The organism is Mycolicibacterium vinylchloridicum, assembly GCF_013404075.1.
In the GTDB taxonomy this organism is placed as follows: domain Bacteria; phylum Actinomycetota; class Actinomycetes; order Mycobacteriales; family Mycobacteriaceae; genus Mycobacterium; species Mycobacterium vinylchloridicum.
On the sequence record NZ_JACBJQ010000002.1, the window covers coordinates 104,316 to 125,094 of the forward strand.

Consider the following 20,779-nt stretch of genomic DNA (forward strand, 5'->3'; position numbering starts at 1 on the left):
CACGCCCGCGCGATTAGAGGTTTTGCGTCGTCGGCAAATACGATCGACCACGCAATGAGTGATCAAGACCTGGATATCCGTACGGCACCCACCGGTTCCGCCGCAGCGAACCGGCTGGTGGCTGAAGCCGGCCGACGGCGGACCTTCGCCGTCATCAGCCACCCCGACGCCGGTAAATCAACACTCACCGAGGCGCTGGTCCTGCACGCCAGGGTGATCACCCAGGCCGGCGCCATCCACGGCAAAGCCGGACGCCGCGCCACGGTGTCGGACTGGATGGAGATGGAGCAGGCCAGGGGCATCTCCATCACCTCGACGGCGCTGCAGTTCCCCTACCACTCGCCGGAGGGGCAGGACTGTGTCATCAACCTGCTCGACACCCCGGGGCACGCCGACTTCTCCGAAGACACCTACCGGGTGCTGTCCGCCGTCGATTGCGCGGTCATGCTGATCGACGCCGCCAAGGGGCTGGAACCGCAGACCCTCAAGCTGTTTCAGGTGTGCAAGCACCGCGGCCTGCCGATCCTGACCGTGATCAACAAGTGGGACCGGCCGGGCCGCCACGCACTGGAGCTGCTCGACGAAATCGGAGAGCGCATCGGACTCAAGCCCACCCCGTTGACGTGGCCGGTCGGGATCGCGGGCGACTTCAAGGGCGTTCTGGACCGCCGTACCGGAAACTTCATTCGGTTCACCCGGACCGCGGGCGGTGCCACCGCCGCACCGGAGGAGCACATCGCGCCTGAGCGCGCCCACGACGCCGCGGGTGTCGACTGGGACAACGCGGTCGAAGAGTGCGAACTGCTTTCCGCCGATGACGGCGATCACGACCAGGAAGCATTCCTGCAAGGCATCACGACGCCCGTCCTGTTCACCTCGGCCGCGCTGAACTTCGGGGTGAACCAGCTGCTGGACAACCTGACGCGGCTGGCACCCGCGCCCAGCGGCCAGGCCGATGTCGACGGCAACGTGCGGCCGGTCGACGCGCCGTTCAGCGCCTTCGTCTTCAAGGTTCAGGCGGGCATGGATTCCGCGCACCGCGACCGCATCGCCTACGCCCGGGTGTGCTCGGGGACGTTCGAGCGCGGCGATGTGCTCACCCACGCCGCCACCGGCAAGCCGTTCGTGACCAAGTACGCCCAGTCGGTGTTCGGCCAGCAGCGCTCGACTCTGGACAACGCATGGCCCGGCGACGTGATCGGCCTGGCCAACGCCGCCGCGCTCCGTCCCGGGGACACCCTCTTCCGGGACGTGCCCGTGCAGTTCCCGCCGATACCGAGCTTCTCCCCCGAACACTTCTCCGTTGCGCGTGGCACTGATCCGAGCAAGCACAAGCAGTTCCGGAAGGGCATCGAGCAGCTGGAACAGGAGGGTGTGGTGCAGGTTCTGCGATCGGATCGCCGCGGCGAACAGGCACCGGTGCTCGCGGCCGTCGGCCCGCTGCAGTTCGAGGTCACCAGCCACCGGATGGCCACGGAATTCAATGCGCCCATCTCGCTGGAGGGTTTGCCCTACACGGTCGCCCGCGCGATCCACCCCGACGACGCAGCGTTCGCCGAGAAGCAGGTGTCGATGGAAGTCCTCACCCGTACCGACGGCGTCATGCTGGCGTTGTTCACCACCAAGTGGCGGCTGCAGGGTTTCCAGGAGGACAACCCCGACGTGCGGTTGCGTCCGCTGGTCGCCGCGGGAGACGACTGAGCTAGCTGTTCGCGGTCGACAGCCCGGCCTTCACCTGCCGGGACAGTTCGTCGGCGATGATCTCGGCCTGGCCGCCCAGCAGTCCGTCGATGGCCTGCCTTGCCACCAGCGCGGGATCGATCTTCTGCTCGGCCGGGATGTAGCTGACCATATCGGTGTCCATGTAGCCGACGTGCAGGGCGGAGACGTGAATTCCCTTCGGCGCGAGCTCAGTTCGCAGCGCATCGGTCAACGCCCAGGCGGCGGCCTTTGCTGCCGAATAGGCACCCGAGGTCGGCGGGTGATACCAGGCGAGGACGGACAGCACGTTGAGGACAGCGCCGCCGCCGTTCTTCTCGATGATCGGCACGAACTCTCGGCTGACGTTCAGCGTGCCGAAGTAGTGCGTTTCCATCTCCAACCGGATGTCCTCGATCGGTCCGGTGAGCAGGGCAGCCTGCGTCGAGACACCGGCGTTGTTCACCAGCACGGTGACGTCGCCGGCGATGGCGGCCGCCGCGCGAACCGACGCCGGGTCGGTGATGTCCAGCTGGATCGGCACCACGCCCGGCAGATCGACGGTCTCCGGCCGGCGGGCAGCCGCATAGACCTTGGCGCCGCGTGCCAGCAGTTCGGCGGCCAGCTGCCGCCCCAGCCCACGGTTGGCACCGGTTACCAATGCGGTGATCTGCTCTGTCATTTCCAGCGCTCCTTTTCCGAAGTCCTGACGGCGACAACATCGAAATCTGCTGAGTTTATTTCACCATACTCAGCGGCCCAGTTTGATCTGCACACCGCGGCCTCGAAGTTGTTCGAAGCTGTAGCTGAATTCACCTCTGCGCCCGATGGACACGACATAGCGATCCTGTCCCTCGGTGATGGGGAAGGTGAACGAAAACGTGCACGTTGCGGTGTTTCCGGTCCCGGGACCGAGCGAGGTCGAGGTGAGGACTTCGCCCTTGCCGTTCTTGACGGTCACCGGAGTGCTGCGACCGACGTCGGCGTAGCCGTCTATGCCATGGCAGGTCTGCCCGTCGGTCTCGATCGAGCCCGTGCCAAGGGAATCGGTCAGCACGAAAACCCCTGAAATCTTTGCTGATTCGAGGATGCGAAAACCTTGGTTGAATTGCGGGCAGAACGAGTCGACGGCAATCTTGTCGGCCAGCTGGCCCTGTTGTGGCCCGCCGTGTTCCAGCTGATCACACACGTCGTGGCCATGCGCGACGGCATTGGCCTCCGAGTTGAACTGATTCATCAACCCCGCGGTTTCGAGCGCCTGGACGTAGTCGATCTCCGGCGGCTGCGCCGGGCGATGCCGTGCCCACAGCAGTGCGCCGACCACCGCACCCACCATGACGATCACCGCCGTCGTCACCCCGGTCGCCAGCCACGTCGACCGAATGCTGGACCGCGCGGCCGGGACCTCGACATAGGCGGGCAACATCTGACCACCTGCTGGGTCGCTGGCTTGCGACCTACCGTTGCGCACCCGCTGGGTCGGCCGGCCCGCGACGTAATAGCGCCCCTCATAGCGGGCGGTCGGATCGGGCCGCCAGCCGGTCAATGCAGCAGCGGTCGTCACCCCGCCGCAGCGCGCACAGGTGCCAGTGACGTCGAGGTCGGCCCCGCAATAGGGACAGGCCGTCGGCGCTCCGGTCATGGCTCACCCCAACCGCGGTACGTTCGGATCTCCTAGACAGCCGAATCGTATCGGCGTGTATTGCCCCGGTGTGCGCGCGTTAGTGTGCTTTGGTCAGCTTCAGCGAACTCGCGAGAAGAAAAGTTGAGCAATTCATGACTGCACCAGCAGAAACGTCGCCGCTTGAAGCGCGGGTCGGCGCCTACTACCAGATGGACGGCACCTACCTCGTCGGCCGCGAGAAGCTGCGTGAATACGCGCGAGCGGTGCAGGACTACCACCCCGCGCACTGGAACGTCGCCGCCGCCGCTGAGCTGGGCTATTCGGATGTGATTGCGCCGTTGACCTTCACCTCGGCGCCGGGTATGCAATGCAACCGCCGCATGTTCGAGGAGATCGTCGTCGGCTACGACACCTACCTTCAGACCGAAGAGGTCTTCGAGCAACACCGTCCGATCGTGGCCGGTGACGAACTGGTCATCGACGTCGAGCTGACGTCGGTCCGCCGGACGGCCGGCCGAGATTTCATCACCGTGACGAACACCTTCACCGACGCCGGCGGCGAACGGGTGCACACCCTGCACACCACCGTCGTCGGGGTGACCGGGGAGGACATCGACGCCGGAGTCAAGGCGGCCGTGCAGAAGGCGATGATGCACGACATGAACATCCTCGACATCCCCGGCTCGGATGCCGAGTACGACAAGGAGGTCCGCCCCGCGGGCGAGATCCGGATATCGCAGGGCGGACTGACCCGGACACCGGGGACGCCGTCCTTCGATGACGTACGTGCCGGCGACGAGCTCGCGGTGCACCACACCCGGCTGTCCCGCGGCGACCTGGTGAACTACGCCGGAGTGGCCGGTGACGCCAACCCGATTCACTGGGACGAAGACATCGCCAAACTGGCCGGGCTGCCAGACGTGATCGCCCACGGCATGCTCACCATGGGTCTGGGCGCCGGTTTCCACTCCGCCTGGTCGGGAGACCCCGGTGCGGTCACCAAATTCGCGGTGCGGCTGTCCCAGCCCGCGGTCGTATCGGCCAAAGAGGGTGCGGACATCGAATTCAGCGGCAAGATCAAATCGCTGGACCCGGAGACCCGTTCGGGTGTCGTACTGATCGCCGCAAAATCCGACGGGCGCAAAATCTTCGGCCTAGCGACGATGAACGTGCGGTTCCGCTGAGAGCCAACGTCCGATCCCGTTGGGATCCGCGACGTAGTCGGGCGCTACGTGTCGCAGTGCCGCATTGACGGCGACCGCCGCCTCGCAGCTGTCCGGATCCTGGAGCACGACTCGGCCACCGGCCGCTTTCACGATTTCGCAGCCCTCGGCACCGTCCTCGCTCGCGCAGGAAAGCAGAACGGCCGTCACCGAATTGACCAGTTGAGCGGCGCTCGCGAACAACACGTCGAGGGAAGGGCGCGAGCAGAGCACCGGCGCATCCAACGTCAGGTGGGCGCGCACACCCGCACCGGTGTCGTACTGGGCGATTGGCGTGTGCGGATCGCTCGACCGCGTTCGATCATTGCCGGCCAGCAGGTGATAGCCGGCCGGGGCGAGGGTCACTTCGCCCGGGGTGCAGGCCCATGGGCTGGTGCTCGGCTCGTGAATCGGAATCGGGGTGAACCCCTGGAGCACTTCAGCAAGCCCCCCGTATTGCGGCGCGCGGTGCAGCACCACGAATACGAACCTGTCACGGATGTGCTCGAGTGTCTCGAAAATGCCTCGCAGCGCGGATATTCCGCCCGCGCTGCCGCCGATGACGATGACATCACCCCCGGGCATGCAGAAACTGGCTCTTGACGTAGATCCCCAGGCGACGATCCTGGGGTTTGAACAATCGCGCGCCGTCTCCGGTCAGACCTTCACGCGGCCCGATGATGAGATTGCCGAAGGGAATGAGGCTTTCGGCGAAGATCTGCTCGACGCGGCGTTGAAGTGCCTCTTCGAAATAGATGAAGACATTTCTGCACATGATCAGGTGGAATTCGCCGAATGTGCTGTCGGTGGCGAGATTATGCGAAAAGAACTCGAGCCGTGATCGCAGGGCCGGACTGAGAATGCATCGGTCGTACTTCGCGATATACCAGTCGGAGAACGGCCTTTGGCCACCGCTGGCCTGGTAATTACGGGTGGCACCGGCCATCACATCCGCCGGGTAGATTGCCGACGCGGCGACGCGCAACGAGTCGCTGTCGATATCGGTGGCGTAGATGGTCGTCCGATCCAACAAGCCGGCCTCGTCGAGCAGGATCGCTACGGAATACGCTTCCTCCCCCGTCGCGCACCCTGCGATCCAGATCCGGATGCTCGGATAGGTTGCCAGCCTGGGCAACAAATCGGTGCGAATCCTTGCGAATACCGATGGATCCCGGAACATCTCGGTGACGTTCACTGTCATCGTCGACAGAAACGACGCCAACAGCGTCGGATCGCGAAGGACCCGGCTCTGCGCCTCGGAGATTGTGCCCAGCGCGTGTTTGTCGACGAAGGCCATCAACCTTCGGTTCCGCGAAGCGTCGCTGTAGTGTCGAAAGTCGTAGCCGAGATGCTCGAACACCGTGTAGAAGAATGCCTCTGCCTCGATCGCAGTAAGCTCCCGGGATCGATCCCGATCAGACATTTCGGCCGGATTACTCACTGGCGCTTGACGTTTTCTGCTCTCTGCGGGGCCGGCTGGCCAGCCAGACCCTGAGCACCGAGGTGAGTTGATCCATGTCGACCGGTTTGGTGACGTAGTCCGATGCGCCCGCGTCGAGGCACTTCTGCCGATCGCCCTTCATCGCTTTCGCTGTGAGCGCGACGATGGGCAGGCTGCGCCAGCGGGTCTCGGCCCGGATCCGCCGCATCGCTTCGTAACCGTCCATGACCGGCATCATGATGTCCATCAGGACCAGTCCGACCTCCGGATGAGCGGCGAGGCTGTCGATCCCCTCCTGCCCATTGCTCGCGGGTATCACTTTGATGCCGTAGCGCTTCAAGGCGCTGCCGAGTGAGAACACGTTCCGGACGTCATCGTCGACGAGCAGAACCGTATTGCCCTCCAGCGACTCGTCGATACGCCTTGGGTTGGAGAGGATTTCACGCGCCGAGTCCGGCATGTCGTTGGCGACGCGGTGCAGGAACAGGGCGGTCTCATCCAACAGCCGTTCGGGCGATTTCGCGTTCTTCAGGACGATGGCCGACGCCAGAACCTCCAGGCGCTGCGTTTCAGCGGTGGTCAGTTCTCGTCCCGTGTGGACGATCACGGGCAGACTCTTCTCCTGGAGCTGGCCTTTGATCCGCTCGATGAGGTCGATGCCGTCGATGTCGGGCAGCCCGAGATCCAGGACGAGACAATCGTAAGAGGTTGCGCCGGCGAGCTCGGCCAGCACTTGCTGGCCGGTACCCACACATGTGATCGCGATGTCGTCGCTCTCGATCATGTGCTTGACGACCTGGCGCTGGCTGGCATCGTCCTCAGCCACCAGCACGTGCCTGGGTCCCGGTTTCAGGAAGTCGGCGACGGCCGTGAACATCGAACGGAGTTCGCCGATGTCGGCGGGCTTGTTCACGGTGTGAATCGCGCCCATTCGGCGCCCTCGCCCGTCGTCGTTCGAGCCGGAAATGACATTGACCGGGATGTGGCGCGTCGCGAGGTCATGCTTGAGGACATCGAGCACCACCCAGCCGGCCATATCCGGCAGGCCGATGTCCAAGGTGATGGCGGCGGGTTTGTGTTCCTTCGCCAACGCGAGCGCCATCCGACCGCTGGGCGTGATGACCGCGTCGAATCCCGCTTCCTTGGCCAGCTCGGCCAGCATGCCCGCAAAGACCGGATCGTCCTCGACCACCAAGAGCACGGGTTTGGTTCCCTGCGGCCAGACGACCGCTGAGGTATCGACATCCTCGATGCGCCCGAGAGCGGCCGGGTTCTCCGAAGGTCCTTCCGCGCTTGGCCGCTCGCCGTTCGACCCCGAGGGGGGCGGCGCCGCCGAGTGACTCGGTACCGTGGCCCGCTCGGCGCTCTCGGACGGCGCAGCGTCGACCGGCAGGTAACAGGTGAACGTCGATCCCTCGCCGGGAGCACTGCGAAGCGTGATCTCGCCCCCGAGGTTGCGTGCGAGTTCTCGGCTGATCGCCAGCCCCAGACCGGTACCACCGTATTGTCGTGCCGATCCCTTGCCGGCCTGCTGGAAAGACTCGAAGATCAGGTGGTGGTCCTCGGGGTCGATGCCGATTCCGGTATCCACAACCGCCAGCGCCAGATAGCCGTCGCCCGCTGCGCCGTGCTCGTCGCCGGCTGCGGAAAGCTCGACGCTCACCGTTCCCGAATCGGTGAATTTTATGGCATTCGCGACCAGATTCTTCGCGATCTGTTTGACCCTCGTGTAGTCACTGGTGAGTTGTCGTGGGGCGTTGTCTGCCAACAGAACTCGATAACCGATCCCCTTGTGTTCGGCGATCGGGCCGAAGGTGCGATCCAGAAACTCGACCAACTCACCCACGTCGATCACCTCCCGCTCGAGGCGCAGCGATCCGGATTCCACCTTCGCCAGGTCGAGCACCTCGTCGATGAGATTCAGCAGGTCCTTGCCGGATTGCTGAATCGTTTCGGCGAACTCTTGCTGCTTGGCGGTGAGCTGATCGTCCGAGTCAGCCAAGAGTCCCGCCAGGATCAGGATGCTGTTCAGCGGGGTACGCAGCTCGTGCGACATGTTGGCCAGGAACTCCGACTTGTACCGTGACGAGACAGCGAGTTCTTCGGCCTTGGCTTCCAGAGTCTGACTGAGGCGGTGCAGTTCGGAGTTCTTGTGCTCCAGGGTCTGCGCCTGCGACTCGAGCCGCTCCGAGCTGGCCCGCAGCTCTTCCTGTTGTGAGCGCAGTTCCTCAGTGGTCGCTTCGAGCTCGGCGTTCTGCGCCGACAGCTGATCCTCACGGCGGACCAGCTGTTCGTTGGCCGTCCGCAGCTCTTCTTCCTGGGCCTGCAACTCCTCGGTCTGGGCCTGAGATAGTTGAAGCAACTCGCGAGTCTTCTCGGCCGACTCAATGGCGCTGATCGCAACACCGGCCCCGACGGCGATACTCTCCAGCAGCTCGATGTCGTCGGCGGTGAACTCCTTGAGGGCGGCCAGCTCCAGAACGCCGTGCACTTCGGACTCGAACTTGATCGGCATCAGAATCAAGGACACCGGTTCGGTCTTGCCCAGGCCGGAGACGATCTCGACATAGTCCCCTGGAGCACTGACCTCGATCCTGTTGCCTTCCAAGGCACATTGGCCGACCAGACCATCACCCATTCCGAAGGAGGTGGGCAGATCCTTACGACGGTGGAACGCGTATGAGGCGATCAAAGCGAATTGGTCGTCATCGGACTGCCGCAGATAGAGTGCTCCATGTTTGGCGCCGAGAGCCTCTGCGGTGCGCGAGACGATCGTCACGCCCGCGGTGGCGAGATCGGTGGCGCCCTGCACCTCGGTCATCAGATCGGCCTGAATTTCCTTGGAACGTCGCGCCTTTTCGTTGGCCTCCGCCGCACCTGTCACGGCGCGGTGGATGTTGCGAGCCATGAAGAACATCACGATGCCGAGCACCAAGACGATGGCACTCGCGAAGATCCACAGCACCCCGCGGGTGAATCGGATGGCCGCGCCCGCCCTGTTGTTGGCGTCGTCGACGGCCTTGACCGTCGCCTGTTCGATCTGGCGCAATTGATCTTCCAGCACCGCCACCTGTCCTGCGAGATCCCTTGCGGAAGCCGCTGCCTGCTCGGCATTCTGGACGTTCTGCAGTTCTGCTCGATAGTTCGCCTGGAAGGCGGTCCAGGTTGCCAACGCCTGCTGGTACTGCAGCCGGACGCCACCGTCTGTCTCTACTTCGGCACCCGACCGAAGTTCGGTATCGACAGCCTTGTCGCGTTCGTCCAGCGTGGCTCTGAGCTCGCCCCGCCGAGCGGGATCGGTCGAGAACACGTAGCGGTCGTGCGCCACGAGCAATGCCTGGAGATCCCGCTGGGTGTCGAGTGCCGCAACTTGGGCATTCCTCGCCTCAGAACGTTCCTCGTAGAGCGAGGTTATCCGGGCGAGTTGCACGGTGTAGAGCGTGTTCGCCAAGATGACCGCAAGGATGGCGGCCCCGCCCCCGGCCGCCAATCGAGTCATGAGCTTCATATCACCCTAGCCTTTGCCGGTATCACCGCTGGTTGCCAAGACCACCGCCCAGTTCTTCACCTCTGCAGCCAGATCCACCGCCTCGATCGGATGCGCGTACGAGAATCCTTGCTGTAGCGGGCATCCCGCTTCACGGAGCCATTCGGCCTGCTTCTGATTCTCCACGCCCTCGGCAATCAGGTCGACCTGCATATACGACGCCAGAGCAATCTGGCTACGCACCAGTCGCTGTACGCGTTGGTCGTCGTGTACTTCGGCGACAAATGTACGATCGATCTTCAACCAATCGACCGGGGTGTGAAGCAGATTCGTCATGCTGGCGTGGTCGATACCGAAATCGTCTATCGCCAGATTGAATCCGATGCCCCTGGCACGGCGCAACGCCGACCGCGCCGCGGCGGGATCGCCATAGAACGTCCGCTCGGTGAGTTCCAGACAGATGTTCTCCGCGGGTATCTCACTGCTTTCCTGAGCATCGATCAAGTCTTGGAGGAAGCGCTCGTCGAGTACGTGATCCGGCGATACGTTCACATGGAGCTTCAGGTCACTTCTACCCAATGAGGCAAAGTCGGCAAAACTGCGAGCAATGATCCATCGGCTCAGCGCACCGATCTGTCCAGCGCTCTCGGCCAACGCGATGATGTCCGTTGCAGGCATCTCTTCGTCGCCGACCCGCCAGCGCACCAGTGCTTCAAGGCCGAAAAGTGCTCCGGTGGCCGAGTTTACGATCGGCTGATACGCCATCCGGAACTCGGATCGCGTGATGGCGCCGGCCACCTCCGATCGCAGATCCACCTCGCCCTGATGCCGCGACCCGATCAGATCGGTGTAGAGCACACCCGTATCCAGTCGATTCTTCTTCGACTCGAACATGGCCATATCTGCCTGCGACAACAACTCCTCGGGCGAACGAGCGCTCGCGCCAAGACACGAAATACCCATGCTCAAAGACGGATTCAGGGTGACGTTCTTACATCGCACCGGTGCTTCCTGTACCCGGTCGAGGATCCGGTTGCCTGCCGCGACGGCGGCGCCGGTCGACGGCACGTCTTCGAGCAGGACGATGAACTCGTCGCCGCCGATTCGGCAGACCAGCGCGTCATTGCCGGCCGCCGACCGAAGGCGGGTCGCAATTTCGACGAGCAGTTCATCCCCGGTGTCGTGACCGTAGGTGTCGTTGACCGCCTTGAACCTGTTGACATCCATGTACAGCAGCGCCGCGAGTTTCCCGTCCTGCTGACGGGAGAGCAGCGCGAGTCGCTCGTTGAGCTGGCGCCGATTGGCCAGATCGGTGAGCGGGTCGTGGCTGGCCAGATGACTGATCACCAGCTGGGCTTGCTTGATCTCCGTCAAGTCGTGAACCACCACCGCGACGTGCAAATCGACGGAGTCGCCGATCGGCGACAACGTGATCGCGACATCCACCGGACGGCGAGTGCCGGCGGCGAATGTCATCTCGAGCGACACTTCCTGCTGGGTTGCCAGGGTGACGGCCAGCTGCCCGTGCAACCGCTCTCGGTGAGCGTCGACGGCAAAATCCAGGATCGACCGGCCGATCAACGTGTCGGAGTGCCCACTGAACAGGGCGGTTGCGGCCTTGTTGCAACTGCGGATGGCACCTGAGACATCGACGGCGAGGATCGCGTCACCGGTGGCCTGCATGACGGCGGCATACTCGGTCTGGAGCCGGTATAGCGTCGCATTGGAGATTGCGAGTGCGGCTGCCACAGACGTGCCGCGGAATCTGGCGGAGTCGACCTCCGAGAAGGCGGGGCCATCGGGCCGGCCGAGGCACAGAATGCCGACGCGTTCACTGCGGGCCGTCAACTCCTGGACCAGGATGGCCTCGCCAGGCATCGGAGTTTGTACCGTGCCGGTCGCCTGCTCGACAAGCCATGCCTGCATCAGCTCTGACCGTCGGCCCGGCTCTGTGTAGGAGAACGAGTCATGCCAGTCACCGTTTGGACCGGGTAGACGCAAGAGGCACTCCGCATCGAACATCTGGCCCAGCTCGGTGACGATCGTCTTCTCCAGGGACACCAGGTCGATGCTGGCCTCGGAGAAGATGTTGGTCAGCCGTTCCCTCCGCCGGGTGAATGCCAGCTCATCTCGCTGGCGGCTCTCGGCGGCCCGGGCAATCTGCAGCTGCTGCTCGTGCAGACGCGCAGCCTCGGTGCGCAGGCGGGCGAAGGACCGGTCCAGCTCCAACAATGCTTTGACTTTCGCGTACAGCACCGCCGAGGAGACCGGCTTGAGCAGATAGTCGACAGCTCCGAGGTCGTAGCCGCGATTGAGATCCTTATCGTCCGCCTGACCGGTGAGAAAGATGATGGGCGTCGACGCCAGTTCATCTGCTTCCCGGATGAGCTGCGCGGTCTCGAATCCCCCCATCCCGGGCATATTGATGTCCAGAACGATCACGGCGACTTTGCACTGCAGCAGCGTGGTGAGCGCTTCTTCGCCCGAACCAGCCTGCATGAGGTCGCAATCCAGCGGGGTCAGGACCGTGCACAGCAGGTCGCGCAGCCGCGCATCGTCGTCGACAACCAAGACGGTTTGTTTGCTGTCAGCTGCCGTGGGCGCCGGCTCGACATCATCGCCCACTGCGGGGTCCACTGATAGCTCCCCCGCCTCGTCCGGAACAAGCACGCCGACTTCCACCCCCCCTGGATCCCCGTGAACCAGTTTGTCCCACAATTGTGCGCTCGGTCAGCCCTCCTGAGGACGCCGATCGCGAAGTTCGCGAATTCAGCAATCGAGGGATCGTAGCGTCCTTCCTGCCTGTACTTGATGTGCAGCACGGGCGTGCCCTCTTCGGGGAGCGTCTTTCTTCGCTGCGCGTGGTCAGTGGCACGCTCCGGAACAGTCTGTGCAGCAGCGTGTTTCGCTGTGATTGCGCGCGGGACGGCGACCGCGGCCGCCGCGGCCCGAGCACGACCATCGGTGCGGTGATGCCGACGTCGGGCTCGATCGTGACCAACAGCACGGGCAGACCGAAACCCAGCTAGGTGCCGGCCCAGAAGACGCTGGTCAGCGTGCCGCGCAGCCGGGTAGGTGACAGTACCGAATCCGATTGCCGCGGCCAGCGCGCCGGCGGCCCCGGGCAGTGGACCGCTGGCACCTGGACCGGGGCCGGGCTGAACTGCGCGATGAGCGCAGAAACGACAGGGCCACAACCGAATCCGGCACTCAGTGAGACACCGGCCAATACCGAACCGGATCCGCCACCGAGATCGGCGCGCCATGCGGCACCCGCGCTCATCGCCACCCCCACACCGACGCCGAATGCACCGTCGAGCGAGGCCCTTCCCAACCCTTCGCTTCGCGCCAGCACCGGGAGGAGCGCCGTGAAATGGTTCGCCGCCCAACCGGTGGCGAAAAGCAGCCGAGGACCGCTCGCGCACACCCTCCATGGATCGTTGCCACCAAGTCGGCGAAAGTCGCCTAGCACCCAACAGTCGCACCGGCCCCGGCATTCCAGTGCAGAGTGGCTGGCCGTGCGGTCTACTAGTGGCTATGCGGTTCGAGGGGGACGGCGAGCCTGCCTCAGACGACGGGGCGGAGATTCCCGTCGAGCTCATCGGCACCCTGCTGAGCCTGCTGCGGACGCGGCTGGGGCTCGATACCGCGTGGCTGTCCTCCTTTCGCGACGGCATGCAAACGATGGAGATTCTCGACGGCGATACCCAGGCGGTGAATCTCTCGACGGGTGACCGATCCTCGCTGTCGGGCTCGTATTGCGTGCGGGTCATCGACGGCCGGCTTCCCGCGATCATTCCGGACACGGCGGCCAATCAGACAACCGCCGCACTGCCGGTCACCGGCGATTGGAATCTCGGTGCCTATGTGGGTGTGCCGGTGCTCAGCCCCGCCGGTGCGACGATCGGGATGGTATGCGCGGTCAGCCGTCACGCCAAGCCCTATCTTGCCGACATCGACCTGCGCGTCGTCAAGCAGATCGCCGAACTGATCGGGACACTTATCGCATCCCCGGACAAGGGGCCCGACACCACGGCGGCGCAGCGCGCGGCGATCCGAAAGGTGGTGTATCAGCGCGACTTCGAAGTGGTATTCCAACCTGTCCACGACATAACGTCCGGCAAGGTGATGGGTGTCGAAGCGCTCGCCCGCTTTCCGCACGCACCCTTCCGTCCCGACGCGTTCCTGGCACAGGCGGCGTTGTTGGGTTTGGGAATCGAGCTCGAGACGGCCATCCTGGCCCGGGTCATCTCGCTGGTGCCGCGGCTCCCGGAGGACATCTTCGTCGCGATGAACCTCTCGCCGGGCGCGGCGCTGGTGGCTCCGTGGGCCCAGATGCTCGCCGACGTCGACGCATCCCGAATCGTGCTGGAACTCACCGAGCATGACGCCGTCCTGGATTACGGCGCACTCGAGGAAGCGCTGGAGCCATGCCGGTCACGGGGTGTCCGGATCGCCGTCGACGACGTCGGTGCCGGATTCTCCTCGTTCTCACATGTTCTCGAGTTGAGCCCCGAGTTCGTCAAGATCGACCAGTCGATCACCCGCCACATCGACGTCGACGATGCCCGGCGGCGGCTGGCGCATGCCATCGCCGAGCTTGCAGGGCAGATGGGCGCCACCGTGATCGCCGAAGGCGTTGAGAGCCAAGGCGAACTCGACACCGTCGGCGCCGTCGGGATCACGGCAGTTCAAGGTTTCTACCTCAGTCGCCCACGGCCCCTCGGCCACGGGTTCGCGCCTGCCGAATTCACCGCTGAGCCTGCCGACCTGCTTCGCACCGAAGTGGACCTGCTCGGAGAGCGGCGATTCGAGCTGGCCCTTGCCCACTCGCCCATCGGTATGGCCGTCGTCGGACTCGACGGGTCGTTCCTGCGCACCAATCGAGCGTTGCGTGCCATGCTCGGATACAGCAAATGGGAGTTGGCCGAACTCACATTTCAGGAGATCACCCATCCGGACGATCTGGACGCCGACGTGGCCCTGCTGCGGGAATGCGTGGAAGGCCGCCGGCGCTCCTACCGAATCGACAAGCGATACATCGCGTCGGACGGCAGCATCGTGTGGGGTGCCCTCACCGTCGTCATCGTGCACGCCCCGCGAGACCGGCCGCGCTACTTCGTCTCTCAGATCGTCGATGTGACCGCCGACCGGATCCGGGAGGCCGACCTGGCCCGTCAAGCGACCACCGATCCACTCACCGCGATCGCCAACCGGTCGGCGGGCTGGAACCGCCTCGAACAGCTCGAAGCGAGTGACGCGGGCTACGGGATCTTGTTCTGCGATATCGAGCGATTCAAAGCCGTCAACGATCAGCACGGACACCGCGCGGGGGATCGATTGCTGGTCGAGGTGGCCTGCCGCCTGCGCGAAGCCGTCGGTGACGGGAACATGGTCGCCCGGTGGGGCGGCGACGAATTCCTGGTCATCACCGAGTCGGTCGACGAGTCGGAGCTGACGCGCCTGGCTGACCAGATCACGCATGACCTCGACCGCAAGCCCGTCACCCTCGGCGAGGGTACCCAGGTCTCGGTCGGCCTGACGATCGGCCGCGCAGCCCACCGCCCCGGCGACGGGCGCACGGTCGACACGGTGCTCGACCTCGCAGACCGCGCCATGTACGAGATCCGGCAACACCGATACGACCGGCTCTAGCCAGCAGTGGCGACGAAAGTCATGCGCTACCAACGGTAGTGAGCTGGTCCGTCGACTCGTCATCCAGCACGGGGATCTCCTGCAGCTTGCGCTTCATGCTCGCAACACGACGCAGCTGAGCGGCCATGTTCATCGAAGTGAGCATCGGGATGCCGCCGATGAAGGTCCGAAACGATGGGTTGCCGCCGTCGAGGTGCAGCATGAACAGGCAGCCCACCACGTAGAAGAACCCCATGGTGAACAGGGCCGCAGGAATCGCGTAAGCCAGTGGCGACCGCGCATCGGCTACCAGCTCGCTGGCATAGTCGAATTCGTCTCGCGTAAGTGGTTCGCGCTTACGGACTTTCGCCAGAACAGCCTTGTGTGCGCCTACTTGGTCGCCCAGCGGGTGGGAGGCCCGTCGCTCCAGCCTGCTGATGTAGACGAAGACGCACGCGGCAAAGACGATCGCCATGACGGCAGCCAGAATCGTGAGATCACCCCAAGGGCCGAGATTCACGTGGTCTCTCCTCCCGTTTGTGTTTTGGCGATCGCGTCGCCGTCTTCCCATAGCAGTAACTGACGCACGGATTGCCGTGTTCCATACGGACGAAGCATCGAACTGGCGGGGCGGGGCCGCACCTTGAGCGGCCACCAGAACCACCGGCCGAGTAGGGCTGCGACTGCCGGGGTCATGAACGACCGAACGATGAGGGTGTCGAACAGCAGACCGAGGGCGATCGTCGTGCCGATCTGACCGAGAATCCGCAAGTCGGCGAAGATGAACGATGCCATCGTCGCCGCGAACACCAGCCCGGCCGCCGTCACCACCGCTCCGGAACCGGCCATCGCCCGGATGATGCCGGTGTTCAACCCGGCGTGGATCTCCTCCTGGAATCGGGATATCAACAGCAGGTTGTAATCCGATCCCACGGCGAGCAACAGAATGATGGCCAGCGCCAACACAATCCAGAACAGATGAATGCCAAAAATGTCCTGCCAGATCAGGACGGACAGCCCGAACGACGCACCCAACGACAGTGCCACGGTGCCGACGATCACGAAGGCGGCGACGATGCTACGGGTGATGAACATCATGACGAGCAGGATCAGGCTGAGCGCCGCGATCCCGGCGATCATCAGGTCGTATTTGGCCCCGTCTTGAATGTCCTTGTAGGTGGCCGCGGTTCCGGCCAGATAGATCTTGGACCCGGCGAGCGGCGTGCCCTTGACGGCTTCCTGTGCGGCATGACGGATCGAGTCGATATGCGAGATGCCTTCGGGCGTAGCGGGGTCGCCGTCATGGGTGATGATCATCCGGGCGGCTTTGCCGTCTGGTGAGAGGAATAGCTTGAGCCCACGCTGGAATTCAGGATTGGTGAACGCCTCGGGCGGTAGGTAGAACGTGTCGTCGGTCTTCGACGCGTCGTACGCCTGGCCCAGGGCGGTCGAATTCTGCAGCGCCGCCTGTGCCTGGTCGTTGATGCCCGAGTTGGTGGCGTAGTTGGTCAGCGTCAGGTCTCGGTTGGTCTCTTGAGTCTGGATCTGTGGCGGGATCAAGGCGAGCAGCTTCGGTTGCAGTGCATCGAGTTTCGCGATGCTGCCCGCGACGTTGCCGAGCTGATCGGTCAGCGCGTCGATACCGTCGAGAGCGTCGAACAGCGAGCGCAACGCCGCGCAGACGGGAATGTCGTAGCAGTGCGGTTCCCAATAGAAGTAGTTGCGCAGCGGCCGGAAGAAGTCGTCGAAGTTGGCGATCTTGTCGCGCAGGTCCTGGGCGGTGGCGACGGTGGCCTGGAACGCTTTGGTCTGTTCGTCGGTGACTTCGCCGGACTGTTGCTGCAGCGCATACTGCTGGCGCAGAACGTCGATCGAGGTGTTGATGACGCCGACCTGCTTGAGCAGATCCGCGCTGCGGGCCTGCTGGAATGGCAGATTGTTGATCTGCCCGAGGCTGCCCGCGCTGACCTGGAACGGTATCGAGGTGTGGTCCAACGGGGTGCCCAGCGGCCGGGTGATCGACTGCACCTGCGCAATGCCGTCGCTGTGGAACACGGCTTTTGCGACTCGCTCGAGCAGGATCATGTCGGTGGAGTTGCGCAGGTCGTGGTCGGTTTCGATCATCAGCAGTTCGGGATTGAGCCGGGCCTGCGAGAAGTGCCGTTCGGCCGCGGTGTAGCCGACGTTGGCCGGAGCGTTGGCCGGCATATACCCGCGGGCGTCGTAACTGGTCTTGTAGGCCGGCAGGGCAATCAAACCGATCAGGGCGATGGCGACGGTCACCACCAGGATGGGCCCGGGCCAGCGCACGATGGCTGTGCCGATGCGCCGCCAGCCCTGGGTCCGCATGGGGCGCGCGGGTTCGAACAATCCGAAGTGGCGGCCGATGAGCAACAAGGCCGGCGCCAGGCTCAGCGCCGCGACGACGGCGACCAAGACGCCGATACCTGCCGGCACACCCAGGCTGTTGAAGTACGGCAGCCGGGTGAACATCAGACACAACACCGCACCGGCGATCGTCAGGCCCGAGCCCAGAATGATGTGCGAGGTGCCGTGATACATCGTGTAGTACGCCGATACCCGGTCCCGCCCGGCGTAGCGGGCTTCGTGGAAGCGCCCGAGAAGGAATATCGCATAGTCGGTTCCGGCGGCGATCACCAAGAGCGTCAACAAGTTCGTCGAATACGTCGACAGCTCGATGACGCCGGCGTTGGCGAGCACGGCGACCGACCCTCGCGACGCGGTCAGCTCGATCATCACGGTAAAGATGACGAAGAAGACGGTGGTGAGCCGGCGGTAGAGGAAGAACAACATCACCGCGATGACGCCGATGGTGATCAGGGTGGTTTTCAGGGTGCCGTGGCGGCCGACCTCGAACTGATCGGTGACCAGGGGCGCCGCGCCGGTGACGTAGGCCTTGAGGCCGGGCGGCGGCGGGTTGCTGTTGACGATGTCGCGCACCGAGTCGACCGACTCGTTGGCCAGCGACTCACCTTGGTTGCCTGCCAGGTACAGCTGCACCAGGGCCGCCTTGCCGTCGGCACTCTGTGAGCCCGCGGCGGTGAGGGGGTCGCCCCAGAAATCCTGGATGTGCTGGACGTGTGCGGTGTCCTGCTGAAGCTTCTTGATCAGGCCGTCGTAGTAGTGGTGGGCCTGCGCGCCGAGCGGCTGGTCACCTTCCAGGACAATCATCGCCGAACTGTCGGAGTCGAACTCGCCGAACACCTTGCCGATCCGTTTGGCGGCCTGCAACGACGGCGAATCCTGCGGACTCAGTGACACGTTGTGCTTTTCGGCGACAGTCTCCAACTGCGGCACGAACACGTTGGTGACGACCGCGAGGCCCAGCCAGAACAGCGCGATGACGACCGAAAATCGGCGGATGAAGTCCGCGACTCGCTGGGTCATCCGGACTTGTCCAGACAGTAGGTGAAGGCGTTCAGGGTGTTCACCGTGCGTTCGTCCTTGACGACGTCGTCGATCTTGATGCGGCAGCCGATCGAGTCACTGTCGCCCTGGGCGGAGACGTTGACGAAGACCGCCGGTTGCGTGGTGGTGGTGTCGTAGGCCCACGGCAGGGTGACGTTGTCCGCGCGCTGGGGTTGAGCGTCAACGTCGGTGTAGGTGATCGTCGCGACCGTCCCCGGCGGCCCGAAAACCTCCATGACCACGTGCTTCGGGTTGAACGGGACGATGTCGTTGCCGGCGCCGCTGGGTGTCGAGGTGACGTCGTGGGAGCCGAAGATCCCGTGCAGGCGGTAGACGGCGAAACCCGCCACGGCTACCACCACCAGGGCCACCAGCAGCATCCAGCGCTTGCTCAGTCGACGTCCGATCGAAACCCGCTGCATCCGTGACCCTTTCGTGAGCGGCGACAGGCGCTGACGGTCGTGCCATTTTCCTAGGTCGGCTTATCAACTTAGTTGACCGTACGGTACCGGACCGGACTCTACAACACTTAGCTGGGCGTTCAGTCGCGATACTTGGCGACCTTTTCACCCGAGGCCGTCGAGAGCCTGCCCACAATCGGGGCCTTGCCGGATCAGGGCTCGACGGTCATCTCCACCAACACCCGCCGGAGCAGCTTGCCGGTCGCGTTGCGCGGCAGATCGTCGACGAAGACCACATCACGAGGCACCTTGTGGCGCGCCAGGTTGTGCTTGACGAACTCCTTGATTCCCGCCGCGTCGAGTTCGGCGCCCGGCTCGGGAACGATGAAGGCGCGCAGCCGTTTTCCAAACTCGTCGTCATCCACTCCAACCACCGCGACTTCGGCGACGTCGTCCCGGGACTCCAGCAGGTTCTCCACCTCCTGAGGGAATACGTTCTCGCCGCCAGACACGATCATGTCGTCGTCGCGGCCGTCGACGAACAACAGTCCGTCGTCGGTGAAATGACCCATGTCGCCGGTGGACATGTAGCCGTCGATGATCTGTTTGTGCCGGCCGTCGGTATAGCCGGCGAACGGTGCGCCGTTGCGCACGAAGATCCGCCCGCGCCGGTTGCTGCCCGTCACCCGCTGATCATGCTCGTCGTAGAGCACCACCTCGCAGGTCACCGGCGCACGGCCTGCGGTTCCCGGTGCGGCGCGCAGTTCTCGGGGGGTAGCCACTGAGGCGATCGCGCACTCGGTGGAGCCGTACATGTTGTAGAGCACGTCGCCGAACACGTTCTGCACCCGTTCCGACAGATCGGGGCTCAGCGCCGACCCCGCGACCAGGATCACCTTCAAAGAAGATGTGTCGTACTTCGCGATCACGTCGGCACCGAGTTCGACGATGCGGTGCAGCATCGTCGGGACCGCGACGAGCATGTCGGCCCGGTGATCAGCGATCAGCGCCAGGGTGCGCTCCGCGTTGAACCGTCGGGTGGTGACGATCTGGTTGCCCAGGGCGGCGCCCACCGTGTACGTGGCCCACCCCGTGCTGTGAAAAATCGGCGACATGACGGCCATGGTTCCCTTGCGCGGGAAGGGGATTCGATCAATGATCTGCGCGGTCGCCAGTGGCTTCACCGAGTCGCGCGGGGCGCCCTTGGGCAGACCGGTGGTCCCACTGGTCAGGATGACCGATCCGCCAGATTTGCTCGGGGGCGGCAGCGGTTCAGACGAGTTCGTCGCCACGATGTCGTCCAGGGTGTGCGCATGGGCGGGTAATTCGGTGCCGTCGTCGACCCAGGTCAGCACGCGGGGAAGCTCGGCGGGTAATGCGTCGAGCAGGCCGAGGAACTCGCTGTCGTGGAGGACGACGGTGACCTTCTCGCGTTCGCAGACCTCGGCGAACTGCGGTTTGGCGAAGCCGGTGTTCATCAGCACCATTCGCGCGCCGAGCTTGCCGCAGGCCGCCATCGCCAAGACCAGACCTCGGTGGTCCCGACACAGCACACCGACCACTGCGCCTTGGCTGACACCTAACTTCCGCAGCCCGTGTGCCAGCGCCCACGACTGGTCGTCGACCTGCTCGTAGGTCAGCGAACCGCGCTCGTCAACGATCGCGGGCAGGCTCGCGTACCGGCGACGACCCAGGATCGCCATCGTGGCCTGAGGGCCGTAGATCCGTGAATACTTGGCGACCTCGACCAAGGATTTCAGGTCGGTCAGATCGAGGAAGCCGGTGTCGATCAGCCGCTTGATCGCGCGGCCGGCTTCGCCGACTCGTTGCAGCTTCTGCCTCACCTGGGTTGTCGCACTCATC

General features: G+C 64.2%; 14 protein-coding genes. 3 read left to right on the forward strand and 11 right to left on the reverse strand.

Annotated elements, in window-relative coordinates:
• Window positions 1-54 precede the first annotated feature (54 nt).
• Entirely contained in the window at window positions 55-1,701 is a 1,647-nt protein-coding gene (locus tag HPC46_RS02440) for a peptide chain release factor 3 (protein ID WP_179466623.1), read from the forward strand.
• A gap of 1 nt (window position 1,702) precedes the next feature.
• Here the strand turns inward: HPC46_RS02440 and HPC46_RS02445 are convergent, their stop codons facing one another.
• Window positions 1,703-2,380: an SDR family oxidoreductase gene (locus HPC46_RS02445; RefSeq protein WP_179466624.1), complete on the reverse strand. Its 678-nt coding sequence runs from the start codon at window positions 2,378-2,380 to the stop codon at window positions 1,703-1,705.
• Between the two features lie 69 nt (window positions 2,381-2,449).
• The gene (locus tag HPC46_RS02450) at window positions 2,450-3,340 is read right to left on the reverse strand and encodes a DUF732 domain-containing protein (RefSeq protein ID WP_179466625.1); all 891 of its coding nucleotides are present in this window, start codon (window positions 3,338-3,340) and stop codon (window positions 2,450-2,452) included.
• A 134-nt stretch (window positions 3,341-3,474) separates the two neighbouring features.
• On the opposite strand from HPC46_RS02450, the gene HPC46_RS02455 reads away from it, so the two are divergent.
• Complete coding sequence (locus HPC46_RS02455; RefSeq protein WP_179466626.1) at window positions 3,475-4,506, forward strand: fused (3R)-hydroxyacyl-ACP dehydratase subunits HadA/HadB; 1,032 nt, start codon at window positions 3,475-3,477, stop codon at window positions 4,504-4,506.
• Here HPC46_RS02455 and HPC46_RS02460 read toward each other — a convergent pair.
• The 5 genes from HPC46_RS02460 to HPC46_RS02480 form a co-directional block, all read right to left on the reverse strand.
• A complete protein-coding gene (locus HPC46_RS02460) occupies window positions 4,477-5,109 on the reverse strand; it encodes a chemotaxis protein CheB (RefSeq protein ID WP_179466627.1) in 633 nt (210 codons plus the stop codon). The genes HPC46_RS02455 and HPC46_RS02460 overlap by 30 nt on opposite strands.
• On the reverse strand, window positions 5,096-5,719 hold the full coding sequence (locus tag HPC46_RS02465) for a CheR family methyltransferase (protein WP_325096544.1): 624 nt from the start codon (window positions 5,717-5,719) through the stop codon (window positions 5,096-5,098). The genes HPC46_RS02460 and HPC46_RS02465 overlap by 14 nt, the downstream gene beginning before the upstream one ends.
• Before the next feature lie 238 nt (window positions 5,720-5,957).
• Window positions 5,958-9,464: a response regulator gene (locus HPC46_RS02470; RefSeq protein WP_233716169.1), complete on the reverse strand. Its 3,507-nt coding sequence runs from the start codon at window positions 9,462-9,464 to the stop codon at window positions 5,958-5,960.
• Between the two features lie 15 nt (window positions 9,465-9,479).
• Complete coding sequence (locus HPC46_RS02475) at window positions 9,480-12,089, reverse strand: two-component system response regulator (RefSeq protein WP_325096545.1); 2,610 nt, start codon at window positions 12,087-12,089, stop codon at window positions 9,480-9,482.
• Window positions 12,090-12,477: 388 nt separating this feature from the next.
• Complete coding sequence (locus tag HPC46_RS02480) at window positions 12,478-12,807, reverse strand: hypothetical protein (RefSeq protein WP_179466631.1); 330 nt, start codon at window positions 12,805-12,807, stop codon at window positions 12,478-12,480.
• 182 nt (window positions 12,808-12,989) lie between these two features.
• Between HPC46_RS02480 and HPC46_RS02485 the strand changes: the two genes are divergently transcribed.
• On the forward strand, window positions 12,990-15,107 hold the full coding sequence (locus tag HPC46_RS02485; RefSeq protein ID WP_179466632.1) for an EAL domain-containing protein: 2,118 nt from the start codon (window positions 12,990-12,992) through the stop codon (window positions 15,105-15,107).
• Between the two features lie 19 nt (window positions 15,108-15,126).
• On the opposite strand, the gene HPC46_RS02490 is transcribed toward HPC46_RS02485, so the two are convergent.
• The 4 genes from HPC46_RS02490 to HPC46_RS02505 form a co-directional block, all read right to left on the reverse strand.
• The gene (locus HPC46_RS02490) at window positions 15,127-15,606 is read right to left on the reverse strand and encodes a hypothetical protein (RefSeq protein WP_179466633.1); all 480 of its coding nucleotides are present in this window, start codon (window positions 15,604-15,606) and stop codon (window positions 15,127-15,129) included.
• Window positions 15,603-18,494 (reverse strand): MMPL/RND family transporter, encoded by a 2,892-nt coding sequence (locus HPC46_RS02495; protein ID WP_179466634.1) that lies wholly within the window; start codon window positions 18,492-18,494, stop codon window positions 15,603-15,605. Before HPC46_RS02495 ends, HPC46_RS02490 begins: the two co-directional genes overlap by 4 nt.
• The gene (locus HPC46_RS02500) at window positions 18,491-18,937 is read right to left on the reverse strand and encodes an MmpS family transport accessory protein (protein WP_179466635.1); all 447 of its coding nucleotides are present in this window, start codon (window positions 18,935-18,937) and stop codon (window positions 18,491-18,493) included. The genes HPC46_RS02495 and HPC46_RS02500 overlap by 4 nt, the downstream gene beginning before the upstream one ends.
• Window positions 18,938-19,128: 191 nt before the next feature.
• The gene (locus HPC46_RS02505; protein ID WP_179466636.1) at window positions 19,129-20,778 is read right to left on the reverse strand and encodes an acyl-CoA synthetase; all 1,650 of its coding nucleotides are present in this window, start codon (window positions 20,776-20,778) and stop codon (window positions 19,129-19,131) included.
• Between the last annotated feature and the right edge of the window lies 1 nt (window position 20,779).

What these genes read in the sequence shown, in the direction of transcription:
- HPC46_RS02485 (WP_179466632.1), top strand. Translation starts at nt 12,990, where the DNA reads ATGCGGTTCGAGGGGGACGGCGAGCCTGCCTCAGACGACGGGGCGGAG.
- HPC46_RS02450 (WP_179466625.1), bottom strand. Translation starts at nt 3,340, where the DNA reads ATGACCGGAGCGCCGACGGCCTGTCCCTATTGCGGGGCCGACCTCGAC.
- HPC46_RS02455 (WP_179466626.1), top strand. Translation starts at nt 3,475, where the DNA reads ATGACTGCACCAGCAGAAACGTCGCCGCTTGAAGCGCGGGTCGGCGCC.
- HPC46_RS02440 (WP_179466623.1), top strand. Translation starts at nt 55, where the DNA reads ATGAGTGATCAAGACCTGGATATCCGTACGGCACCCACCGGTTCCGCC.
- HPC46_RS02460 (WP_179466627.1), bottom strand. Translation starts at nt 5,109, where the DNA reads ATGCCCGGGGGTGATGTCATCGTCATCGGCGGCAGCGCGGGCGGAATA.
- HPC46_RS02445 (WP_179466624.1), bottom strand. Translation starts at nt 2,380, where the DNA reads ATGACAGAGCAGATCACCGCATTGGTAACCGGTGCCAACCGTGGGCTG.
- HPC46_RS02495 (WP_179466634.1), bottom strand. Translation starts at nt 18,494, where the DNA reads ATGACCCAGCGAGTCGCGGACTTCATCCGCCGATTTTCGGTCGTCATC.
- HPC46_RS02500 (WP_179466635.1), bottom strand. Translation starts at nt 18,937, where the DNA reads ATGCAGCGGGTTTCGATCGGACGTCGACTGAGCAAGCGCTGGATGCTG.
- HPC46_RS02470 (WP_233716169.1), bottom strand. Translation starts at nt 9,464, where the DNA reads ATGACTCGATTGGCGGCCGGGGGCGGGGCCGCCATCCTTGCGGTCATC.
- HPC46_RS02505 (WP_179466636.1), bottom strand. Translation starts at nt 20,778, where the DNA reads ATGAGTGCGACAACCCAGGTGAGGCAGAAGCTGCAACGAGTCGGCGAA.